Here is a 21,633-nt window from a genome sequence, read left to right as displayed (position 1 = left end):
AGGCCTAGAGAAAAGTTGGGTTTCAAATCCCCAGCAAAAGTATTCTTCGCTGCTATAAAGTAAATTTGCACTTGATACTTGAACCTGCAGTCGAAAAACAGTACCTTCCTACCTTGACAGCATTGGTCTGTTTTTTGTAAGTTTGCAGTTTGAAAACTATATTGCTTACATATAATTCAAGGACAGACTATGAATATAGCTATCGTAGGGGTAAGCGGGGCCGTGGGACAAGAGTTTCTCAAGGTACTCAGCGAACGCCCTATCAAGATAGATCGCCTAGAGCTCTTCGCCTCGGCTCGTTCGGCAGGTAAGAGTATCACCTTCAGAGGTAAAGAATACACCGTCCGAGAGCTTCGTCATGGAGACGACTTCAAAGATATTGATGTAGCTTTCGTCTCTGCTGGAGGGGATGTCTCCCTCGAATATGCCGAGACTATTACTCGCCATGGGGCTGTGATGATCGATAACTCTAGTGCCTTCCGAATGCAAGAGGATGTGCCTCTAGTTGTCCCCGAGGTCAATGCCTCTGATGCTCTCGTACGTCCTCGAGGGATCATTGCCAATCCCAACTGCACAACGATCCAGATGGTTGTAGCCCTCAACGTTATCGAGCAACTCTCGCACATTACCCGAGTGCACGTGGCTACCTATCAGGCGGCCAGTGGCGCAGGAGCAGAGGGTATGGAGGAGCTAGACCGACAAGTTGTCCAGATCGCCCGAGGAGAAGAGCCTTCGGTAGAGAAGTTCGCCTATCAGCTTGCCTATAACCTTATTCCTCAAATTGATGTCTTCACCGATGGAGATTACACCAAGGAGGAGCTTAAGATGTATTACGAGACCCGTAAGATCATGCATAGCGACATCGCTGTAAGTGCGACCTGCGTACGAGTGCCCGTTACCCGAGCACATTCGGAGAGCATTTGGCTCGAGACAGAGAGGGAGCTGAGCCTAGAGGAGGTGCGAGAAGCCTTCCGTGCAGCCCATGGCCTCGTCCTACAGGATGTGCCTGCCGAGCAGACCTACCCCATGCCGCTCTATGTAGCCGAGAAAGACCCTGTATACATCGGTCGCCTACGCCGAGACCTAAGCAACCCTAGGGGGTTAGCCTTTTGGTGTGTAGCGGATCAGATTAAGAAGGGGGCGGCCCTAAATGCCGTACAAATCGCAGAGTATCTTATCGCTCAAGGAGCATTTAACAAGAAAGCTTAGAGATCATGAAGGTATTTCAAGAGATTGCTGAGCTACAATCTTTCATCGCTCAGCAGAGGGCCGCTGGCAAACGTATTGGCTTCGTCCCCACGATGGGGGCTTTGCACAGCGGGCACATCAGCCTTGTCCAAGAGGCTCTACGACAGTGTGAGGTCTGTGTTGTCAGTGTCTTTGTCAATCCTACTCAATTCAATGACCCCAAGGATCTACAGACCTATCCTCGTACACTCGAGGCAGATATAGAGAAGCTGGAGGCTGCTGGGGCGACGGCCCTCTTCTCTCCAACAGTAGAGACCATCTATCCTGAGCCTGACAATAGAGACTTCGCCGTTGGTCGAGTAGCCGAGGTGATGGAGGGGGCTCATCGTCCAGGGCACTTCCGAGGTGTGATGCAGGTAGTTAGCCGCCTCTTTGACATTGTTCGTCCAGATAAGGCATTCTTTGGGGAGAAGGACTTCCAGCAGATCGCCGTCATCCGAGCCATGGTCGAGCTCCTATCGCTCCCTGTGGAGATCGTCGATTGCCCCATCGTCCGAGAGGAGGATGGCCTGGCTCTGAGCAGCCGCAACGTTCGCCTCTCGGCTCAGGAGCGCAGCTTCGCCCCCGAGATCTATAGAGTGCTCAGTAAGAGTCGAGAGCTTCAGGGCTCGTACAGTCCTAGGCAGTTGGAGCAGTGGGTTGTAGATCAGATCAATGCCACCCCTACACTCCGAGTAGAATACTTCGAGATCGTTGATGCGCGATCGCTAGAGCGTATAGAGCACTGGGGTGATAGCCCTCACCCACATGGCTGCATTACAGTCTTCTGCGGTCAGGTGCGTTTGATAGACAATATCGCTTACTCATCATCAATATAGTCGTGAAGACGATCAGTAAGATAGCACTAAGCAGCCTGCTCCTAGCCTCTATAGGGGTGGGCTGTCGTGCCAAAAAGGATTTAGTCGCATCCCCTCCTGAGGTTGTCTCTGTGGTAGAGCCCCCAAGCATGGCCTTTGCTGCGCAAGAGCCGCTCTCTCTACCAGCCCTCCCTGCCTCTGCAACTTGGAGCCCCCCCATGGGCGACAGCATCCGTCAAGAGATGCGTGCCGTGTGGCTAACAACTGCTTATGGGCTCGACTGGCCGAGGACCAAAGCCGATGACGAGAATGGTTTACGGCGTCAGCAGCAGGATCTCATTCGCATCCTCGATCGCTTGGCGGCAGATGGCTACAATACAGTTTTTTTGCAAGTAAGACAATCCGGGACAGTGCTTTATCCGAGCAATATGGAGCCTTTCGCCCGTTTCTTCACCAGCTCGGGCCAACCTCCGGCCTATGATCCTCTGAGCTTTGCGGTCAAGGCCTGTCGGGCTAGAGGCCTGGCTATCCATGCCTGGCTGGTTACTTACCCTTTGGCCTCTCCAAAGAATGCCCCACATCCGCTCCTCCAGCGTCATCCAGCCTGGGGGCTCAAGCACAAAAATGCTACTCATCTCGACCCCGGAGAGCCTGGTGTGAGACAATATATCGCCTCTCTAGCGAGGGAATTGGCAGCAGGTTATGACCTCGATGGTCTACATTTCGATTACTTCCGCTATCCCGAGGATGCAGTCCGCTTTCCCGACCAACGTTCGTACCGGCTCTATGGGGCTGGGATGGATCGAGAGCAATGGAGACGAAGCAACCTCACCCGTCAGCTTGAGGAGATCAACCAGGCGGTACACTCGATCAAGCCCTATATGCAGATCAGTGTTGCCCCTCTGGGGAAGCTACGCAAGCTTCCCATGCTAGATAGGAGTCATGGATGGACGGCCTTCGAGTCGGTGTATCAAGACCCAATAACCTGGGCCAAGAAGGGCCTTGTGGACTTCCTCGTGCCCATGATGTATTACCGAGACCATCTGTACACGCCTTTCTTGCAGGACTGGAGTCAGTCCGTAGGCCGCTACGTGCCTGTGGTAGCCGGTCTAGCTCCCTATCGCATCGTACAGGATAGGTGGCAGGCACAGACCATTATAGATCAGATGGAGCAAGAACGAATGATGGGCTCTGGCGGCATTTGCTTCTTTAGAGAAGAGCATGTAGGGGATAAATATCCAGCCATGCGTCAGCAGATCCGTCAATTCTTTCATCGCACAGCACTGCCTCTTGCGTTGCCCCGAGGTCTAGAGCACAGAGCCCAAGCCCCTAAGCTTCTTCGTTTAGTCCTAGAGCCCAACGGGGAGCGCACTGTCGTTTGGATGCACGACCGTGATGCCCACGAGCCCCCTGTAACCTATCGTCTCTGGGCTACACTAATCAAGGGCAATGGGGAGCGTCGTGGAGTGCTCCTTGCACAGGGTGTTCGTGAGCCTCACTATAGGCTTAGGGGTGAGCAGTTCTCTGGCTATGAACGTGTGGAGATAGGTGTCGAGGCAGTTAATAGCTATGGAGTCAGCACCCCGATCGACCAAGCCCTTGTGATCACGATGGGATAGGAGGTGTTCCTCTACATCTGTTGAGTCTCCCTCTATATTCCCTCAGTCGAAAGGGCCATCCCCACAACACCTACGATACAATGCTGATACAGATCAGTCTAGAGCAGATGCGCTTCTATGCCTATCACGGAGTGCTGGAGCAGGAGCGTCGGGTGGGCAATCACTTCGAGGTCTCGCTCACAGTCGAGGCCTCTGTGGCGCAGAGCCTCTCTTCAGATGCCCTAGAGGATACAATCAACTATGCCCTCCTGCACCAGGTAGTGGCCGAAGAGATGGCCGTGCCCTCGGAGCTCCTCGAGCATGTCGTCGGTCGTATGGCTCGTCGCCTGTTTGATGAGTTTGCTATGATCGAAGGCCTAGACCTTAGGCTAAGCAAGTGCAATCCTCCCTTCGGGGGGGATGTGCAGCGGGCGACGGTTCGCCTGCAATGCGCTCGTGGGGAGCTGACCTCTACTTGAGGCCCTTGACCCGAGCGGGGTTCTGCTTGACGAAGTCGGCCCAGTTTTTCGTTGCCCCTGCTGAGGGTTGCATCATGGGCGAGGAAGTCAAAAAGTGGTGGCATAATGCCACAGCAAGGGCATCGGTTGCGTCAAGCTCTTTGGGAGTTTCGGGCAGCTTGAGGTAGCGTTGGAGCATACCCGCCACCTGCTCTTTGGAGGCATGACCATTCCCCGTAATAGCCTGTTTGACACGCATAGGGACGTATTCGGTGATCGGAATATCGTACTTGAGGGCTGCGGCCATGGCCACCCCCTGAGCTCGTCCCAGCTTGAGCATGCTCTGCACATTCTTGCCAAAGAAAGGGGCCTCGATGGCTAGCTCGTCGGGACAGAATTCCTCGATCAACCCCGAAACCCTATCGTAGATACGTCTGAGACGTAGGTAGTGATCCTCAAACTTATTGAGCGAGATCACGCCGAGGGCAAGGACGCTGACCTTACTCCCCTGTACTCGAAGTAGACCATACCCCATCTGGAGCGTCCCTGGGTCTATTCCGAGGATGATACGTTCGTTATCCTTATTCATCAATCTAATCTTGCGCTGAGCCCTCGACCCTCTCTTCGGCCTACAGCTCGACCTCCTCCATCGTTGTTGAGAAGCCTATTACTCGCTCGCCAAAGTGGCGTACTAAAGCAGCATTACTATCCACAGCGATCTCTGTCATGAAGCTCATGAGACTCATCTGATCGTCAACTCGAAAATGTAGGGCAAAGCTCACTGCATCGCTCTCTCCCTCGTGTGTTTGGATGCGATGTAGCCTGATGTCGCTCAATATATCACTACCTCTGAGCGCAGGGAGGTAGAGCTCCCTCATAAAGTCAAGAAACTCTTGTACAGTCTGTTCTGTCATCATAAAGGTGGTATTGTGTAACAGTGCCATTGTTGAGAGAATATATTTTGAGATATTTTCGAGCAAAGATAATACTAGAATCAAAAATATTACTTACCTTTGCATCGCAATCGAGAACGGGGTATTAGCTCATCTGGCTAGAGCGCGACACTGGCAGTGTCGAGGTGAGCGGTTCGAGTCCGCTATACTCCACTGGATCATCTAGGTAGAGGAATGATCTGCAAAATAAAGGATCGAGGGTGTGCATGCGCCCTCGATCCTTTTGCTTTTGTATGCTTTCAGGATCTCCGAGCCTATCGCAGCGGACGGGCAATACCCCCACTAGGCGTAAGCGTCTCGAGAGCATAGATTGGCTGAATATTTGGGGTGGAGAAGAAGGCTGCCTACAGCCCCGGAGGAAATCCTCATAGTAGATAGAGGCGAAATGAAGCGGATACCGTAGAGGTGAAAATGATCTAAATAGGATCTCCACCGAGATCCTATCTGAGTCTCAGGTGAGATCCTATCTGAGTCTCGAGTGAGAGCCTACTTGGGCCTCCACGGAGGTGCTCCCGAGAGCTTATCGGATTGAATCTCGAGAGCTCATTTACGAAGCCTGTAAGATCTCCGAAGAAATCGATAGATGCAGGCATTCAAGCTGATAGATAGACCTTGGGCTCGTAGAGCCTCCACAATACGCCGAAAACTCACAAAAAAGAAGCGAGTATCTGCCTGTTTTGGCAAATAAAAACGTAACTTAGCCTGCAAATAAACAAACTATCCCTTTTGTAAATATCAAATAGGAGGAATAATTGACCATGAGCTATCTCAAATTTGATAGACGAATGATGTCTAATCTGGATGAAGCCCTCCAAAGGGAATACATCCGTACTAATAGAATGGGCGCTTACTGCTGCTCAAGCATTGTAGGGTGCAATACCCGCAAGTACCATGGTGTGCTGGTCGTCCCTATTCCCGAGCTGAGCCCTAATAATCATGTCCTACTCTCATCCCTCGATCTGACGATCGTACAGCATGGAGTTCCTTTCAATATAGGGGTGCATGAGTATCGGGATGGCTCGTTCTCTCCCAAGGGGCACAAGTACATTCGAGAGTACAATATAGACATTGCTTCGTCTACGACCTATCGTGTCGGTGGGGTTGTCCTGCGCCGAGAGTTTTTCTTCTGCCACTATGAGCACCGGGTGATCATCAAGTTCACTCTCCTAGAGGCCCATAGCGAGACCACGCTAAGGCTCTCGCCCCTCTTGGCCTTTAGAGATGTGAAGATGCTTACCCACCGCAATGATCACATCAACTCTGAGGTGCGACCCTGCCAACAGGGCATCAGCATGTGCCTCTACAAAGGTTATCCAGAGCTCTACATGCAGCTCTCGCAACCTAGCGACTTCGTACATGAGGCCTACTGGAACGAGCAGGTAGCCTACTTCAAGGAGCGTGAGCGAGGGTATGAATTCACCGAAGATCTCTATGTGCCTGGTTACTTCGAGGTGAAGATCGAGAAGGGCAAGCCCCTCTACTTCTCAGCAGGGCTCAGCGAGACCGATCCCTTGAGGCTCGAACAGGCCTTCGATGCAGAGGTCGATGTGCGCATCCCCAGGCAAGACTTCCGCTCGTGTCTGCTCAATGCAGCTCAGCAATTCTACTATCGCCCCAACCCGACCGATGGTTACCTACTGGCAGGCTACCCTTGGTTCGGCGTCCGAGCGAGAGACCTCTTCGTAGCCCTGCCTGGCTGCTCCATCTACTCTGAGGCTCCCGAGCGGTTCTATCGAATCATGGACACCATGATCCCGGTCTTTGAGCGATATATGTCTCAGGTCTCTGTCGATCCACTAGTAACCCACCTGACCGACCCCGATGTAGGGCTGTGGGCTCTATGGAGCATCCAGCAGTATGCCCTACATACGGGCCTAGAGGATGCTCGAGCTCGCTATGGCTCATTCGTCGGCAAGGTTATTGCCTACTATCAGCGCAATATTCACCCCAGTGTGCGCATTGATGAGACGGGGCTACTCTATACCTATAGCCACGATGATAAGCCACTTAGCTGGATGGATGCCAAGGCTCCCGACGGCCGAGCGATCATCCCCCGAACGGGCTACCTCGTAGAGCTCAATGCTCTGTGGTATAATGCTCTGTGCTTCTATTCGGAGCTGATGCCTGCATACAAAACCCTGGAGCTAGAGGAGCTGTGCGAGCGAGTGGAGCGCAACTTCTGTGCGACTTTTGTCAATGAGCACGGCTACCTCTATGATAGTGTGTGCTATGGAGGGGTCAAGGACTGGAGCGTGCGTCCGAATATGATCTTTGCCGTATCGCTCCCCTACTCTCCGCTCCCACGACCTGTGCAGCGCTCGGTTATCGAATTCGTAACCAGAGAGCTGCGTACCCCAAAGGGGTTGCGCTCCCTCAGCCCGAAGAGCTTCGGCTACGAGGCGCACTGCTCGGGGACCCATGCAGAGCGAGAGCGAGCCTATTACAATGGTTCTGTTTGGCCCTGGTTGCTCGGGCCTTACCTCGAGGCTTATATCCGCCTCTATGGCCGCGCAGCGATCTCCTTCGCCGAGCGAACCCTCGTGGGGATGGAGGAGGAGGTCAAGGAACATGGCCTCGGTACGATCTCGGAGCTCTTCGACGGTAATCCGCCCTACAAGAGTCGTGGAGCCATCTCCCTGGCCATGAATGTGGGTGAGATCCTCCGATCGCTCAAGCTCTTAGAGATCGCCAAGACGAAGTATAACAATACAAACCCTATCATTAGATACGAATGAAAGCATTGATGTTTGGTTGGGAGTTTCCACCACATATCTTAGGCGGCCTCGGGACTGCTAGCTATGGTCTAACTAAGGGCATGGCTCAGCAGCCTGATATGGAGACCACCTTCGTTATCCCCCGTCCCAGTGGAGACGAGGATCAGAGCTTCCTCCGAATTATAGGCGCAGGCGATACTCCTATCGTCTATCGTGATGTCCCTTATGAACATGTGCAGCATCGCTTACAAGGCAAGATGGCTCCCGAGACCTACTACCACCTGCGAGAGCATATCTATGCGGACTTCAGCTCCAAGCATACCAACGACCTCGGCTGCATCGAGTTCTCAGGCCGATATCCAGACAACCTGCTCGAGGAGATCAACAACTACTCGATTGTGGCAGGGGTCATTGCTCGGGCCGAGCCTTTTGATATTATCCATTCGCACGACTGGCTCACTTACCCTGCGGGCATACATGCCAAGAAAATCACAGGCAAGCCTCTAGTCGTGCATGTGCACGCCACCGACTTCGACCGCAGCCGAGGCAATGTTAACCCAGTGGTTTTCGGCATCGAGATGGATGGGCTTAACCATGCAGACCATATCATCACGGTGAGCGACCTAACCCGCCGAACTGTGATCGAGAAATACCACCAAGACCCTAGCAAGGTAACCACAGTACACAACGCCGTTACACCGCTCGAGCCCTCGATCCTCTCCATCCCCGACCAGCGAGGGGTCAAGGAAGATAAGATCATTACCTTCCTCGGGCGCATCACGATGCAGAAGGGCTGTGAATACTTCGTCGAGGCAGCTGCTCGGGTGCTCGAGCGCACGAATAAGGTTCGCTTCATCATGGCGGGCAGCGGGGACATGATGGATGCTATGATCCGTCTAGCTGCCAAGTACAATATCTCTGACCGCTTCCACTTCACAGGCTTTATGAAGGGACGACAGGTGTACGAAGTCTTCAAGTCCAGCGATGTCTACGTCATGCCCTCAGTCTCAGAGCCCTTCGGGATCTCTCCCCTCGAGGCGATGCAGTGTGGCGTCCCCTCGATCATCTCGCATCAATCAGGTTGTGCCGAGATCCTCAACTATGCTGTCAAGGTAGACTACTGGGATGTGGAGGCCATGGCCGACGCTATGTATGCCCTCATTAGCTATCCTGAGATGCACGAGTTCCTCAAGGTCGAGGGGCTACGTGAGGTAAATGCCCTGACATGGGAAGATGCAGGGCTCAAGGTTCGTAACATATACAATAGACTCATTAGATAACGCTACGTTATGAAAAAGATTTGTTTGTGCTTTCAGATACATCAGCCCTATAGGCTACGTCGCTACCGCTTCTTCGATATAGGCAATGAGCATCACTATAGCGATGATATTCAGAATGCTGAGATCTTCTCTCGCATAGCCGAAACCAGCTACTTACCCGCCAATAGGATGCTGCTAGAGATGCTCCGCGAGCACCCCGAGCTGCGCATCAGCTACTGTATCTCGGGGTTGGCCATAGAGCAGATGGAGGGCTACGGGCAGCAGCTCATCGAGAGCTTCAGAGAACTAGTGGCCACTGGGCGTGTAGAGCTCCTGGCCGAGACCTATGCCCACTCGCTGACCTCCCTCTATGACCCAGTTGAGTTTCGCTCTCAGGTTAGGATGCAGCAGCGTAAGCTCCGAGAGCTCTTCGGCATGCAGCCTTCAAGAGTGCTGTGCAATACAGAGCTCATCTACACGGACGAGATCTCCGCTGAGGCTAGGGCTCTAGGTTTCGAGGCTGTACTGACCGAGGGAGCTAAGCATGTCCTAGGCTGGAAGAGCCCTAACTACATCTACAGCTCGTCCACAGAGCCCAGCATCAAGCTCCTACTACGCAACCCATCCCTCTCCGAGCTCATATCCAGAGACTTCTCTCGCTACGATGCCCCCGAATATCCTATCACAGCGGACAAATTGGCTGGCCGTGTGCGCTGGTTGCCTGAGGGAGAGGACTTCACCATCCTCTACATGAACTACGAGGTCTTGGGGAGTATGCACCGAGCCGAGAGCGGCATCTTCGATTTCTTCAGAGCCCTACCATCAATTGCCAAGCGAGAGGGTGTTGGCTTCGCCACTCCGAGCGAGCTACTTGATCTGCATAAGAGCGTGGGAGAGCTCTCTGTCCCTTATCCCATATCCAGTTCAGGAGAGGAGAAGAGTACGAACGAATGGACAGGCAACATCCTACAGCAAGGAGCTATGGAGAAGCTTCGTGAGTGGGGGGAACGTGTACGTACCGTTCAGGATCAGACAATCCTACAGGACTGGCTATATCTACAAAGCTCTGACCACTTCTACTATATGAATACGGTCAATTGGGGGGGCGGAGGCTTTAGCCCCTATAGCTCACCCTACGATGCCTTCAACAACTACATGAATGTCCTGAGTGACTTCGATGTACGAGTAGAGAAAGAGGCCCCTCGGTCGATCGATGTAGAGGAGCTCAACTCCTATCAGCAGACGATCAAAAATCAGAACCTGCGCATCCAAGAGCTCGAGCAAAGACTCGCCCAGCTCTCAGACAAGCAGTAGTCTGAGGGCTTGCCCTACCGTCGAACCCATTTGTACTCCCTTGGCCCGAGCACTAGTCTCGACCGAGGGAGTGCTTTTGAGCCAAACATTCATCCTCAGATGAGGGTTATTCAGATAAATCATTAACTACAGACTTTATGAAGCAATTATCAGATATAGGGCTGATCGGCCTGGCTGTTATGGGAGAGAACCTCGCCCTGAATATGGAGCGCAATGGCTTCTTTGTCTCGGTATACAACCGGGCAGAGGGGGCAGAGGCCGAGGTAGTAGAGCGGTTCATGCAGGGGCGTGGGGCTGGCAAGCGTTTCGCTGGCTTCACGGATCTGAGCAAGTTTGTCGCCTCCATTGAGAGGCCTCGCCGCATCATGATGATGATCCGGGCTGGCAAGCCCGTAGACCTTGTGATCGAAGGCCTTCTGCCTTACCTAGAGGCTGGAGACATCGTCATCGATGGGGGGAACTCAAACTGGGAGGATAGTGAGCGACGAGAGGCCTACCTCCGTGAGCGAGGCATCTACTTCGTCGGTGCTGGCATCTCGGGCGGGGAAGAGGGAGCTCTGAATGGCCCCTCGATCATGCCTGGAGGGGCTGTAGAGGCTTGGGAGCGCATCGCTCCCATCTTCACCCGCATTGCCGCCAAAGCAGAGGATGGCACCCCCTGCTGCTCATGGGTGGGGGCAGGAGGCTCTGGACACTTCGTTAAGATGGTGCACAATGGTATTGAATATGGGGATATGCAGCTTATCGCAGAGGCCTATTGGCAGATGAAGCATATCCTCGGGATGGACAATGAGGCGATGGCCGAGGCCTTCGGCAGGTGGAATGAGGGTAAGCTATCTAGCTACCTCGTAGAGATCTCTTCGCAGATCCTACGCCATCGGGATGCCGCTACAGGAGGCTATCTGATCGACCATATCCTAGACACTGCAGGGCAGAAGGGGACGGGTAAGTGGAGCGTCATCAATTCGCTTGAGTATGGAGCTCCGCTCAATCTGATTGCCTCGGCAGTCTACGAGCGCAGCCTCTCGGCCGCTAAGGAGCTCCGCCTAAGGGCCAGTGCCCACTTCGCCTTAGATCACCACGCCTCAGCAGCCAATGGGTTGCCAGAGATAACCCTCGAAGCTCTACATGACTGCCTCTATGCTTCCAAGCTCGTCTCCTATGCTCAGGGATTCGTGCTCATGCAGCAGGCCTCTCGAGAGCGAGGTTGGGGGCTTGACTTGGCCTCTATCGCCCGCCTCTGGCGTGCTGGCTGCATCATTCGTTCTCGTTTCTTGAGCGAGATCTCTAGAGCCTATGAAGAGACCACTCAGCTCGAGCATCTGTTGCTGGACGATTACTTCTCAGAGGAGATCAAGCAGGCTCTCCCCGCCTGGAGGCTCTGTGTCGCTCAAGCAACGCTGAGAGCTTATCCAACGCCAGCTTTCTCCTCGGCCTTGAATTACTTCCACTCTCTCGTCAGTGGGCAGCTACCTGCCAATATGCTCCAGGCACAGAGAGACTACTTCGGGGCACACACCTTCGAGCGGACGGATGCGCCCCGTAGTACGTTCTTCCACGAGAATTGGACAGGCTTTGGAGGCAATACCTCCTCGACAACCTACAGCGTCTAGCCTCCGCCTCTCCTCGACTCGAAGGATCAATCCCACAATACACAACAAGAAGGAGATGGCTAGGCAAAGCCCCCCTCTCCGTCTAGCTGATAGATGTTGCCTAACGAGTGAGGTTGCCTGGATGAGGAAAAAGCCTTACCTTTGCGGCCGAAGGGAGATACAGACGACCCTTCTATGATATGGGGCCTCGTAGTTCAACGGATAGAACAAGAATTTCCTAAATTTTAGATAGCAGTTCGATTCTGCTCGGGGCTACTTATAAATGAAGAGAAGGCTGCGGTATCAACCTGGGTTGATACCGCAGCCCTCTTCTTTCGAAGGTTTTAGAATGATGACTATATCGCAGATTTTTACGATATTTGCAGCGAATTAAGCCAAAGACTTTGTAGTCTCAGGCTGAGAGCCTAACAAAATAGTTTTTCAAAATAGAAATAAGACGATGACAAAAAGTCCATTACAGGCAGCACGTGGGCAATATAGCCCTAAACTCCCCCTAGCCCTTCAGGGCGCAGTAAAGGTAGTCCTTGGTGAGAAGACGCAGAGCGTTAGCGACCAAGAGGCTGTTCAGGAGCTCTTCCCCCATACTTATGGCCTTCCCAAGCTTACCTTCGAAGCAACAACAGAAGAGGTTCAGGGCAAGCCAGTCAATGTAGGCGTTATCCTCTCTGGTGGTCAAGCTCCTGGTGGGCACAATGTGATCGCTGGTATCTTCGACGGGATCAAGGCGATCCATGCCGAGAGCCGTCTTTATGGCTTCTTGATGGGCCCTGATGGTCTTGTCCAGCACAACTACAAGGAACTAACCGCTGACATCATCGACCAGTATCGCAACACCGGCGGCTTCGACATCATTGGCTCTGGACGTACCAAGCTCGAAGAAGTGGAGCAGTACAACAAGGGCCTTGAGGTCCTCAAGCAACTCAATATCTCTGCTCTCGTTATCATCGGTGGCGACGACTCCAATACCAATGCTGCAGTCCTAGCCGAGTACTATAAGAGTATCAACGCACCTGTGCAGGTTATCGGTTGTCCTAAGACAATCGATGGCGACCTCAAGAACGAGCAGATCGAAACTTCATTCGGCTTTGATACAGCAACTAAGGTCTATGGAGAGGTTATTGGCAATATCCAGCGCGACTGTAACTCAGCACGCAAATACTGGCACTTCATCAAGCTGATGGGTCGCTCAGCTTCTCATATAGCCCTTGAATGTGCTCTGCAGGTGCAGCCCAATATCGCTATCATCTCCGAAGAGGTAGAGGCTAAGGGAATGTCTCTAGATGATGTAGTAACTTATATTGCGAGCATTGTTGCCAAGCGTTCGGCCAAGGGTGAGCACTTCGGGACAGTCCTCATCCCCGAGGGTCTGATCGAGTTTATTCCTGCGATGAAGAAGCTGATCGCAGAACTCAATGACTTCCTTGCTCATCACGAAGAGGACTTCCGTGCCGTAGCTGCAGACGAGCAGCGCAACTACATCATCTCTCACCTGAGCAAGGACAACTCTGAACTTTATGCTAGCCTCCCAGCTACGGTTGCCCGTCAGCTGACACTAGACAGAGACCCACACGGCAACGTACAAGTTTCGCTCATTGAGACCGAAAAGCTCCTGGCAGAAATGGTAGGTACTAAGCTCGCTCAGTGGAAGTCAGAGGGTAAGTTTGCAGGCAAGTTCTCTGCCCTAACCCACTTCTTCGGTTACGAAGGTCGCTGTGCTATGCCATCGAACTTCGATGCAGACTACTGCTATGCCCTCGGTCGCACGGCTTCTTGCTTGATCAACTCGGGTGTTACGGGCTATATGAGCTCTGTTCAGAACCTTACTGCTCCTGCTTCAGAATGGATCGCTGGAGGTATCCCAACCACGATGATGATGAATATGGAACGTCGTCATGGGATGATGAAGCCTGTTATTCAGAAGGCTCTCGTACGCCTCGAGGGCAATCCCTTCCGCTACTTTGTTGGCCAGCGTGATGAGTGGGCTGAGAATACCTGCTATGTCTATCCAGGCCCTATCCAATACTTTGGTACACCAGAGCTGTGCGACCAGCCTACACTGACTCTCAAGCTCGAGCAGTCTAAGTGGTAACTGTCAAATAAATATCAAGGCCTCTCGAGTAGCTGCTCGGGAGGCCTTGATCTTTTCTAGTCCACCTCGACTCCGAGGCAAGTAATAGGGGCTATGCCGACGATTGCGGCATAGCCCCTATTACTTGCCGAGCTCTTAGTAAGTACGCAGCATCGTACGGAGCTTACGATCCTTAATGTCAAGGCTAGGATAGCCTCCATTCATAGCCTTCTCCCATGTACCATAGTTAGGGTTAGGCAGTACAATAAATCGCTTGCCAAACTCTTGCCTCATACGCTGGCTAGCCTCATCTCGGATGGCCTCGTCTGCACTATCAAAGATATGGTCGAAGTCTCCAAGATTATCCCCGAGGTACATCACGACATCATAGTTATCCAGGACAAACTGCCTGCGAGCAGTCTTGTCCGAAGTCGAGGCACGCAAGAGCAACTGAGCATCCTCTACCTGAGGGAAGCCTAAACGACGCAGGTTGAGTAGCGTTCCCTCTCGATTAACCTCGTTGCGATTAGAGACGTAGAAGATCTTCACCCCTCGTTTATCTGCATGAGCAAAGAACTCCCTAGCCCCAGCGAGAGGTAGGGCTTCGGCACGATCGCACCAGGCGTTCCACGAAGTATCGGTATAGTCCTGACCTCGAAGGGCTTGATGTACAGCATTGGGGCTGTTGTCCACGATAGTCTCATCTATATCTGTGATGATTGCTAGAGGCTTTGCCCCTGGACTATGCGAGGCTAAGTGGGCATCTAGTCGCTCTGTAGCGATGTTGAAGGCTTGATGGCAGAGGGCCTTGTACTCTGCCGAGCGTTGGATCCAGGCAGAGGTAAAGAGTTTGCCACCGAGGGTTGCGCTGCTCTGACGAACGATCACCTTGCGTCCGACTTCTGAGTCCTTACCATTCACGTGTACGAAGCAGCCACTACTTAGGAGCACTAGAGCTGAGAAGGCTGCACATTTGGTCATGATTACTTTCATATAAAATCTGTTTTGACTATTGTTTTTGTTCGTTCTTTTGGTGTCTGAGATAGCATCGGCGGCAGAGTGGGCTGTAGGACTGCATCTCTCCGAGCATGACCTGCTGATCGCCCTCGACCAAGCGATAGGAGTAGTTGGCTAGGCGTCCACACTCCATACAGATGGCGTGGATCTTGTCCACCGAGTCGGCAATGGCACAGAGGGCAGCCATTGGGCCGAAGGGCTGACGCTTGAAGTCCATATCCAGCCCTGCAATGATCACCCGTACCCCTTGGTCAGCCAATTGCTGAACCACCTCGATAAGCCCTGGGTCAAAGAACTGTGCCTCATCGACCCCAACGACATCGACCTCTGAGGCCATCAGCAGGATCGTCGCCGAGCTGTCTACGGGCGTAGAGGCAATGCTATTACGGTCGTGCGAGATCACCTGCTGATCGTCATAGCGGGTATCTATCGAGGGTTTGAAGATCTCTACTCGCTGATTGGCGATCTTCGCTCTACGGAGTCGACGCATAAGCTCCTCCGTCTTGCCGCTAAACATCGAGCCACAGATGACCTCTATGCTGCCCCGAGAGGCAGCTCCACAGTTCTCTATGAGGGCGTGTTCCATAAGATAGGATAGGTAGTTTATAGCAGATTAGACTTCGTTGTAATGGGCTGTGAGGATGCGGCCCTGACCATCGGCTTCGAGGGAGAGCTCGACCAGTACAGTATCGCTGGGGAGTATAGGCTCGAGGAGCTTGGGCCACTCGATGAGGCATAGAGCTCCACTCTCGAGATAGTCCTCCACACCAAGCGATAGGGCATCATCGAGACGCTCTAGACGATAGCAGTCGAAGTGATAGATAAGCTCGCCCGAGGGCTCTGCTCGATATTCGTTGATGATGGAGAAGGTAGGACTATTGATAACGTCCTGTACTCCTAGGGCCAAGCAGAGGGCCTTGATGAAGGTTGTCTTGCCCGTACCCATGGGGGCTTCGAAAGCAAATACATCTCCATAGGGCAAGACCTCCTCAACGAATTGGAGGGCTACCTCGGGCAAGGCCTCGAGGCTGGGGATGTGATACACTCTAGTCTGTTTCATTACTTAGGCTGCATAGTGATGAGCGGAACAAGCATCTCCTCAAGAGATACCCCTCCGTGCTGGAAGGTGTCCTTGTAGTACTGCACGTAGTAGTTGTAGTTGTTCGGATATGCGAAGAAGTTGTCCCCTATGCTGAAGACATACTTGTCTGATAGATTGGACTGTGGTAACCCTACTCGAGCGGGATTGGCAAGCTCAAAGACTGTCTTAGGGTCGTAGGTAAGCGACTTGCCGAGCTTGTAGCGGAGATTGGTGTTGGTGTTTCGGTCTCCAATGATTTTCACAGGGGTCTTGACTCTTATTGTGCCATGGTCTGTCGTGAGGACAACCTTATAACCGAGTTCCGAAATGCGCTTGAAGAGGTTGTAGGTAGTCGAATGGCGGAACCAACTCTTCGTCAATGAGCGATAGGCCGCCTCACTATTGGCTAATTCACGGATCATCTTGCTCTCTGTACGGGCATGGGAGAGCATATCCACGAAGTTGAGGACGATGACATTGAGAGGGAACTGCTTGAGGCTATTCAGCTGCCCCAGTAGTCGCTCTCCGTACTTAGCCTCATAAACTTTGTTGTAAGAGAAAGTATAGGGCTTGCGGTAACGCTGCAGCAGGGTGCGGATCATCGGCTCTTCATTGAGGTTCTTCCCCTCCTCGCTCTCCTCATCGACCCAAAGGTCGGGGAACATCTGAGCAATGTCCAGGGGCATCAGCCCCGAGAAGATCGCATTGCGAGCATACTGTGTAGCCGTGGGCAAGATGGAGAGATACATATCCTCCTCGAAGGTGTAGAACTCACTCAGCAGCCCCTTGACTGAGGCCCATTGATCCCAGCGGAAGTTATCGATCAGGATAAAGAAGACCCGTTCACCTGCGTCGAGCAAGGGGAAGACCTTGGTCCTGAAGAGGTCGGGGCTCATCACAGGCTTGGTCTCTGGCTTGGCGAGCCAATCCTCGTAATTGCGGGTGATGAAGCGGGAGAAGAGGCGTCCAGCCTCGGACTTCTGCATATCGAGCAGCTCGCTCATCTGCTGGTCTCCGTCCTCGAGCTCGAGCTCCCAGTAGACGAGACGCTTGTAGAGCTCCTTCCACTCCTCGAGAGAGAGCCTATCACTCATCATAGTACCTAGGCGAGCGAACTCCTGACGATAATTCATCATCGTCGCCTCGCTGATAATGCTGCTTTGGTGCAGGTTCTTCTTCAGCGAGAGGAGCAGCTGGTTCGGATTGACTGGTTTGATGAGGTAGTCGGCGATCTTGCCCCCGATGGCTTGGTTCATCAGCTCCTCCTCCTCGCTCTTGGTTACCATGACGATGGGAACGAAGGGCTTGATCTCCTTCAGTCGCTGCAGGGTATCGAGGCCCGTGAGGCCAGGCATGTGCTCATCGAGGAAGATGAGGTCGAAGCTCTCCTGCTGTACAGCATCTATGGCATCAGCCCCACTGAGCACGGGCTTGACGTAGTATCCCTTGCTCTCCAAGAAGAGGATATGAGGCTTGAGCAGATCAATCTCGTCGTCTGCCCAAAGGATGTTATAGGTCTTATTTGTTGGCATAGTGATCTATATCTTTTGTTGCTAGTCTCCTAGAGATAACGTAGAGAGTAGCTCTTTATTGAGTTGGAAGTCCTCGCCGAGAGCCCCTAGGGCAGCGAGGGCGAAATGCTCGTTCCAAAGCAAATGGCAGCGAAGAGACTGCGGCTGCCCCTCCTGGAGGGATACGAGACGGCAACGACGCTGCTCGAGGAGCTCATCGAGGGGGGTAGCCAACTCGAAGGAGAGAAGCGAGCCACTTGGCGGATTGACCAGCTTGAAGGCGGCCTCCTTGGACGACCACAAGAGATGACGCAGGAGGTGTGCCTCAGGGTGAGCCGAGACCTCCTGCTCCTCCCTAGGGGTGAGATAGCGGGCCGAGACTCGCTCGACTTGATTGCCCAAACGCTCTATATCGACACCGACATCGCCCTGAGGGGAGAGGAGGACTACAGCCCCCCCCTCGGTATGGCTGATGCTGATCCCGAGGCTGGGGCACTCTGTCAGATATGGAGCTCCACACGCTCTGTAGGAGAGTCCCCCACCCCTCTGCTCGCCCAGCAACCCCAGCAAGAGGCTATCGACTGCACGACGCTCGGCCTGGAGGCGTCGATCTCCTGGACGATAAGATACAGACGAGACTGCGATCTGAGGCGCCGTGTGCTCTAGGCTCATCATTGCTCGAGGACAGGAAGCATGCTAGGCCTCTGCCGCAAAAGAGGGCGGAGGGATAATCAAAATCTCTATGATCCGATACCGCTCGATCTGAGTAACCTTAAATCGCCAGCCCTCGGCCTCAGCCATATCGTTGAGCTTGGGGAGGTCTTGCTTGATCTCCATGAAGAGGCCTCCGAGAGTATCGACCTGCTCCTCTGACTTGCCGAAAGTGCCTGGGGCGAGCTCTAGGTGGCGCAGCACATCATTGAGGGGGGTCTTGGCCTCGAAGAGGTAGCTCCCATCGGCGAGCTTCTTATAGGGCAGAGCCTCCTCGTCGTACTCGTCCGAGATCTCGCCGACGATCTCCTCGAGAATATCCTCTAGGGTAACGAGGCCACTTGTCCCCCCGTATTCGTCCACCACGATAGACATGTGGATCTTATTGTGGCGAAACTCCTCGAGTAGGTCATCCAGCCGCTTGTTTTCGGGGACGAAGTAGGCCTTGCGGATGAGGTGCTCCCAGCGAAAGTCCGCCCCCTTGTCCTTGTGTGGGATCAGATCCTTGACATAGAGGATGCCTCGGATATTGTCCTCGGACTCCTCATAGACTGGTATACGAGAGTAACCGCTCTCGAGGATGAAGGAGAGCACTCGGTCAAAGGGCCAAGAGATCTCGACATCGACCATATCAATACGTGGCACCATGATCTCACTGGCGGTCTTGCTGTAGAAGTTGATGATCTCCTCCATCATAGCCTTGTCCTCAGGCTTGTGGTCGGTCAGTAGATCTACCGCCTGGCTGAGGTCATCGACAGAGATACCATACTTCTTCTTGTGCATCCGCTTGGTAACAAGGGCCGTCGAACGCACGAGGAAGCTCGACATGGGGCGGAGGAGGCGGTGCACCACTTCCATACGAGGGGCGGAGAAGCGACAGAAAGCCAACGGGGCACGCTGCGCATACACCTTGGGGATGATCTCGCCAAAGAGCAGGAGCAGCATCGTAAGCACTACCGTCTGGATCATGAAGCCAACTATGGGATAGAGGGAGAAGTCGAAGATCAGCCCAAAGGCATAGCTCGTCAGGATCACGATGGCGACATTCACTAGATTGTTGCCGATGAGGATGGTCGCCAGGAGATGCTCGGGGCTCTTGAGCAGGTTGTAGAGACGCTCATCGGCAGGGCACTCCTGCCGCTTAACCTCCTCAATATCCGCAGCTCCTAGGGAGAAGAAGGCCACCTCGGACGAAGACATGAACGCCGAGAGGACGAGTAGCCCCAGGCTAACGGAGAGGGTGATCCACGCAGCCCAAGGGATGGGACCATTGACAACCTCGCTCAGTATGATACTATCCATTTGATGATGATTGCAGGGCTCTTCAGTTGCCCTATTGCCCAACAAAGATAATCATTCCCTGCGCTTGCCCATCCTCATAAGCTCTGCGAAGTGCTCTCCTCTTGGCTCATCATGGCACTTAGGTGCACTTAGGGATCGTAGGGGAAGCTCTCTCAAGCGATCCTCTCCTCTATGGTCTCTCCCCATCTCTCCTCCAATACCCTACCCCCTCCCGAGGAGCTTCCCATTGCCCTAAGAGTCAGCATAAGGTATTTACCTCCAAAATTCTCGAGTCTAAGGCAACTATAGTATGGATATTTTCGTAACTTGCTCTTTACAAGCGTGTCCCTCTCGGGGTACGTGAATTGAAACATTGTAAGCGTGTCGGCAGGCAAGGAGCGCACAGTGTCGCATCCCTCTCGGGATGCGTGAATTGAAACTCACCCTAATGCGTAGCGAGGGTATCAAGGTTAAGTCGCATCCCTCTCGGGATGCGTGAATTGAAACGCTCTACGCTCTGCCTCGTCCGCCTTGTGCTGCGCGTCGCCCCCCTCTCCGGGTGCGTGAATTGAAACCCGCTTGGCGCAAGTGGTTCGGCGGACATGTTGATGTCGCATCCCTCTCGGAGTGCGTGAATTGAAACCTTGTGTATCTCGAGAAACACCTCTACCTTTGCATTCAAATCACGCTCGGGATGTGTGAATTGAAACAAAAAGGCAGCAATTGCCCCCAACGATACGTACAGAAGCGGACTACCCCCTCGCTGAGGTAGGGCTTCGGATATAAATGGTTACAACGATGAATATTAAGAGACTAAAATCATATCTGCTCGGACTGCTCACCCTCGTGATGCTCCTGGGTAGTGGCGCAGCCTATGCCCAGGAGGCGGCACGAGTATCGCCTCGCTCTATCTTCGAGGCCCTCGAGGCCAGTGGCCCTAACCTCGGCAAGATCACGATCCATCAGAGCGAAGAGGTTCGCCGCCTGGTGGGCAATGCCTCCAGCCGCTACAACCGCATCCTCAGCAAGGAGGGCAATACAGCCCTCGTGTGGGGCTACCGCATCCAGTTCTTCAACGGCAATCAGTCCAACTCGAGAGCGATCGTTCAGGCTCGAGAGCAGGAGATCAAGCTCTCTGAGACCCATCACAACACCTATATTATCTTCAACGCCCCCTTTTGGAGACTACTTGTGGGCGACTTTGCCACCATGGGCGAGGCGAGGCAGGCACGAGCTCGACTGCTCAAGATCTTGCCCGACTGGGCTCGGGAGAGCTACATCGTCCGAGACAAAGTGCGCATCATCAATTACAATTCTACTCTAGAGGAGGGAATAGAAACATTATGAATCAAGACAAGCAACAGCCCTCAGTGCAACTTGAGCTACAGGAGCACTACGGGCAGATCCTCTCGCTGCTGGGCGAAGACCCTCAGCGAGAAGGGCTACTCAAGACCCCTGAGCGAGTAGCCAAAGCATTACAATTCCTTACCAGCGGATACCAGCAAGACCCCGAGGCCATCCTGCGTGGGGCTATGTTTCGGGAGGATTACCGCCAGATGGTCATCGTCAAGGATATCGACTTCTTCTCGATGTGCGAGCATCACATGCTCCCCTTCTTTGGCAAGGCTCATATTGGCTACATCCCGAACGGCTATATTACGGGGCTGAGCAAGCTGCCTCGTGTAGTCGATGTATTTGCCCGCCGCCTCCAGGTGCAGGAGCGGCTCACCACTCAGATCAAGAGCTGCATCCAGAAGACACTCAACCCCCTAGGGGTCATCGTCGTGATCGAGGCCCAGCACATGTGCATGCAGATGCGAGGGGTGGAGAAACAGAACTCTCTGACCACCACGAGCGACTTCACAGGGGCTTTCTCCGAGGCGAAGACCAGGGAGGAGTTCATGCAGCTCATCGGGCATAGCCGCAGATAGGCCTAGGGCCCCGACCATACAGCCGAGTAGCATGGAGTGCATCGAAATCAGAGTTTCGAGCACCTAGGGGCTGCTCGGC

At 53.4% G+C, this 21,633-nt stretch carries 19 protein-coding genes and 2 tRNA genes; 13 read left to right on the top strand and 8 right to left on the bottom strand.

The window, feature by feature from the left end; all coding sequences use genetic code 11:
- The first annotated feature begins 189 nt into the window (after nucleotides 1-189).
- The 4 genes from HQ37_RS05245 to folB all read left to right on the top strand — a co-directional run bounded on the left by HQ37_RS05245 (nucleotide 190) and on the right by folB (nucleotide 4,122).
- The gene (locus HQ37_RS05245; RefSeq protein ID WP_036881262.1) at nucleotides 190-1,209 is read left to right on the top strand and encodes an aspartate-semialdehyde dehydrogenase; all 1,020 of its coding nucleotides are present in this window, start codon (nucleotides 190-192) and stop codon (nucleotides 1,207-1,209) included.
- Between the two features lie 5 nt (nucleotides 1,210-1,214).
- On the top strand, nucleotides 1,215-2,066 hold the full coding sequence (gene panC / locus HQ37_RS05240) for a pantoate--beta-alanine ligase (protein ID WP_036881261.1): 852 nt from the start codon (nucleotides 1,215-1,217) through the stop codon (nucleotides 2,064-2,066).
- A 2-nt stretch (nucleotides 2,067-2,068) separates the two neighbouring features.
- On the top strand, nucleotides 2,069-3,664 hold the full coding sequence (locus HQ37_RS05235; protein WP_152566801.1) for a glycoside hydrolase family 10 protein: 1,596 nt from the start codon (nucleotides 2,069-2,071) through the stop codon (nucleotides 3,662-3,664).
- An 80-nt stretch (nucleotides 3,665-3,744) separates the two neighbouring features.
- Nucleotides 3,745-4,122, top strand: a complete 378-nt coding sequence (gene folB, locus HQ37_RS05230; protein ID WP_036881259.1) for a dihydroneopterin aldolase — start codon at nucleotides 3,745-3,747, stop codon at nucleotides 4,120-4,122.
- Here the strand turns inward: folB and ruvC are convergent.
- Both ruvC and HQ37_RS05220 read right to left on the bottom strand, forming a co-directional pair.
- Entirely contained in the window at nucleotides 4,115-4,690 is a 576-nt protein-coding gene (gene ruvC / locus HQ37_RS05225; protein WP_036881258.1) for a crossover junction endodeoxyribonuclease RuvC, read from the bottom strand. The two genes, folB and ruvC, sit on opposite strands and share 8 nt — an antisense overlap.
- Before the next feature lie 40 nt (nucleotides 4,691-4,730).
- Entirely contained in the window at nucleotides 4,731-5,045 is a 315-nt protein-coding gene (locus HQ37_RS05220) for a DUF4286 family protein (protein ID WP_036881257.1), read from the bottom strand.
- An 88-nt stretch (nucleotides 5,046-5,133) separates the two neighbouring features.
- Here HQ37_RS05220 and HQ37_RS05215 point away from each other — a divergent pair.
- From HQ37_RS05215 to HQ37_RS05185, 7 genes are all read left to right on the top strand, one after another.
- Nucleotides 5,134-5,207, top strand: a tRNA-Ala gene (locus HQ37_RS05215).
- Between the two features lie 605 nt (nucleotides 5,208-5,812).
- Entirely contained in the window at nucleotides 5,813-7,789 is a 1,977-nt protein-coding gene (locus HQ37_RS05210; protein WP_036881256.1) for a glycogen debranching enzyme N-terminal domain-containing protein, read from the top strand.
- The gene (locus tag HQ37_RS05205) at nucleotides 7,786-9,048 is read left to right on the top strand and encodes a glycosyltransferase family 4 protein (RefSeq protein WP_036881255.1); all 1,263 of its coding nucleotides are present in this window, start codon (nucleotides 7,786-7,788) and stop codon (nucleotides 9,046-9,048) included. The genes HQ37_RS05210 and HQ37_RS05205 overlap by 4 nt, the downstream gene beginning before the upstream one ends.
- 9 nt (nucleotides 9,049-9,057) lie before the next feature.
- Nucleotides 9,058-10,341, top strand: coding sequence for a glycoside hydrolase family 57 protein (locus tag HQ37_RS05200; RefSeq protein WP_036881254.1), 1,284 nt, complete (start codon nucleotides 9,058-9,060; stop codon nucleotides 10,339-10,341).
- 137 nt (nucleotides 10,342-10,478) lie between these two features.
- The gene (gene gnd, locus HQ37_RS05195; protein ID WP_036881253.1) at nucleotides 10,479-11,954 is read left to right on the top strand and encodes a decarboxylating NADP(+)-dependent phosphogluconate dehydrogenase; all 1,476 of its coding nucleotides are present in this window, start codon (nucleotides 10,479-10,481) and stop codon (nucleotides 11,952-11,954) included.
- A gap of 183 nt (nucleotides 11,955-12,137) precedes the next feature.
- Nucleotides 12,138-12,209, top strand: a tRNA-Arg gene (locus HQ37_RS05190).
- Nucleotides 12,210-12,393: 184 nt separating this feature from the next.
- Entirely contained in the window at nucleotides 12,394-14,043 is a 1,650-nt protein-coding gene (locus tag HQ37_RS05185) for a diphosphate--fructose-6-phosphate 1-phosphotransferase (protein ID WP_036881252.1), read from the top strand.
- A gap of 135 nt (nucleotides 14,044-14,178) precedes the next feature.
- Here HQ37_RS05185 and HQ37_RS05180 read toward each other — a convergent pair whose 3' ends face one another.
- The 6 genes from HQ37_RS05180 to gldE are packed head-to-tail and all read right to left on the bottom strand — an operon-like array spanning nucleotide 14,179 to nucleotide 19,644.
- Nucleotides 14,179-15,015: a 5'-nucleotidase, lipoprotein e(P4) family gene (locus tag HQ37_RS05180; protein ID WP_052080777.1), complete on the bottom strand. Its 837-nt coding sequence runs from the start codon at nucleotides 15,013-15,015 to the stop codon at nucleotides 14,179-14,181.
- 16 nt (nucleotides 15,016-15,031) lie between these two features.
- Complete coding sequence (locus HQ37_RS05175; RefSeq protein WP_036881251.1) at nucleotides 15,032-15,625, bottom strand: thymidine kinase; 594 nt, start codon at nucleotides 15,623-15,625, stop codon at nucleotides 15,032-15,034.
- Between the two features lie 27 nt (nucleotides 15,626-15,652).
- The gene (tsaE, locus tag HQ37_RS05170; protein WP_081951771.1) at nucleotides 15,653-16,099 is read right to left on the bottom strand and encodes a tRNA (adenosine(37)-N6)-threonylcarbamoyltransferase complex ATPase subunit type 1 TsaE; all 447 of its coding nucleotides are present in this window, start codon (nucleotides 16,097-16,099) and stop codon (nucleotides 15,653-15,655) included.
- Entirely contained in the window at nucleotides 16,099-17,652 is a 1,554-nt protein-coding gene (locus tag HQ37_RS05165; protein WP_036881249.1) for a bifunctional response regulator/alkaline phosphatase family protein, read from the bottom strand. Before HQ37_RS05165 ends, tsaE begins: the two co-directional genes overlap by 1 nt.
- 21 nt (nucleotides 17,653-17,673) lie before the next feature.
- On the bottom strand, nucleotides 17,674-18,306 hold the full coding sequence (locus HQ37_RS08090; protein WP_081951770.1) for a 4'-phosphopantetheinyl transferase family protein: 633 nt from the start codon (nucleotides 18,304-18,306) through the stop codon (nucleotides 17,674-17,676).
- A 21-nt stretch (nucleotides 18,307-18,327) separates the two neighbouring features.
- A complete protein-coding gene (gldE, locus tag HQ37_RS05155) occupies nucleotides 18,328-19,644 on the bottom strand; it encodes a gliding motility-associated protein GldE (protein ID WP_036881248.1) in 1,317 nt (438 codons plus the stop codon).
- 777 nt (nucleotides 19,645-20,421) lie between these two features.
- On the opposite strand from gldE, the gene HQ37_RS05150 reads away from it, so the two are divergent.
- Together HQ37_RS05150 and folE are read left to right on the top strand one after the other, a co-directional pair.
- Complete coding sequence (locus tag HQ37_RS05150) at nucleotides 20,422-20,970, top strand: SPOR domain-containing protein (protein WP_160215068.1); 549 nt, start codon at nucleotides 20,422-20,424, stop codon at nucleotides 20,968-20,970.
- Nucleotides 20,967-21,554, top strand: a complete 588-nt coding sequence (gene folE, locus HQ37_RS05145; protein ID WP_036881247.1) for a GTP cyclohydrolase I FolE — start codon at nucleotides 20,967-20,969, stop codon at nucleotides 21,552-21,554. Before HQ37_RS05150 ends, folE begins: the two co-directional genes overlap by 4 nt.
- Nucleotides 21,555-21,633: the final 79 nt, after the last annotated feature.

The organism is Porphyromonas sp. COT-239 OH1446 (genome assembly GCF_000768875.1).
Taxonomy (GTDB): Bacteria; Bacteroidota; Bacteroidia; order Bacteroidales; family Porphyromonadaceae; genus Porphyromonas.
Note: the sequence above shows the minus strand (reverse complement) of the source record. Positions and strands in the feature narration are given on the sequence as shown.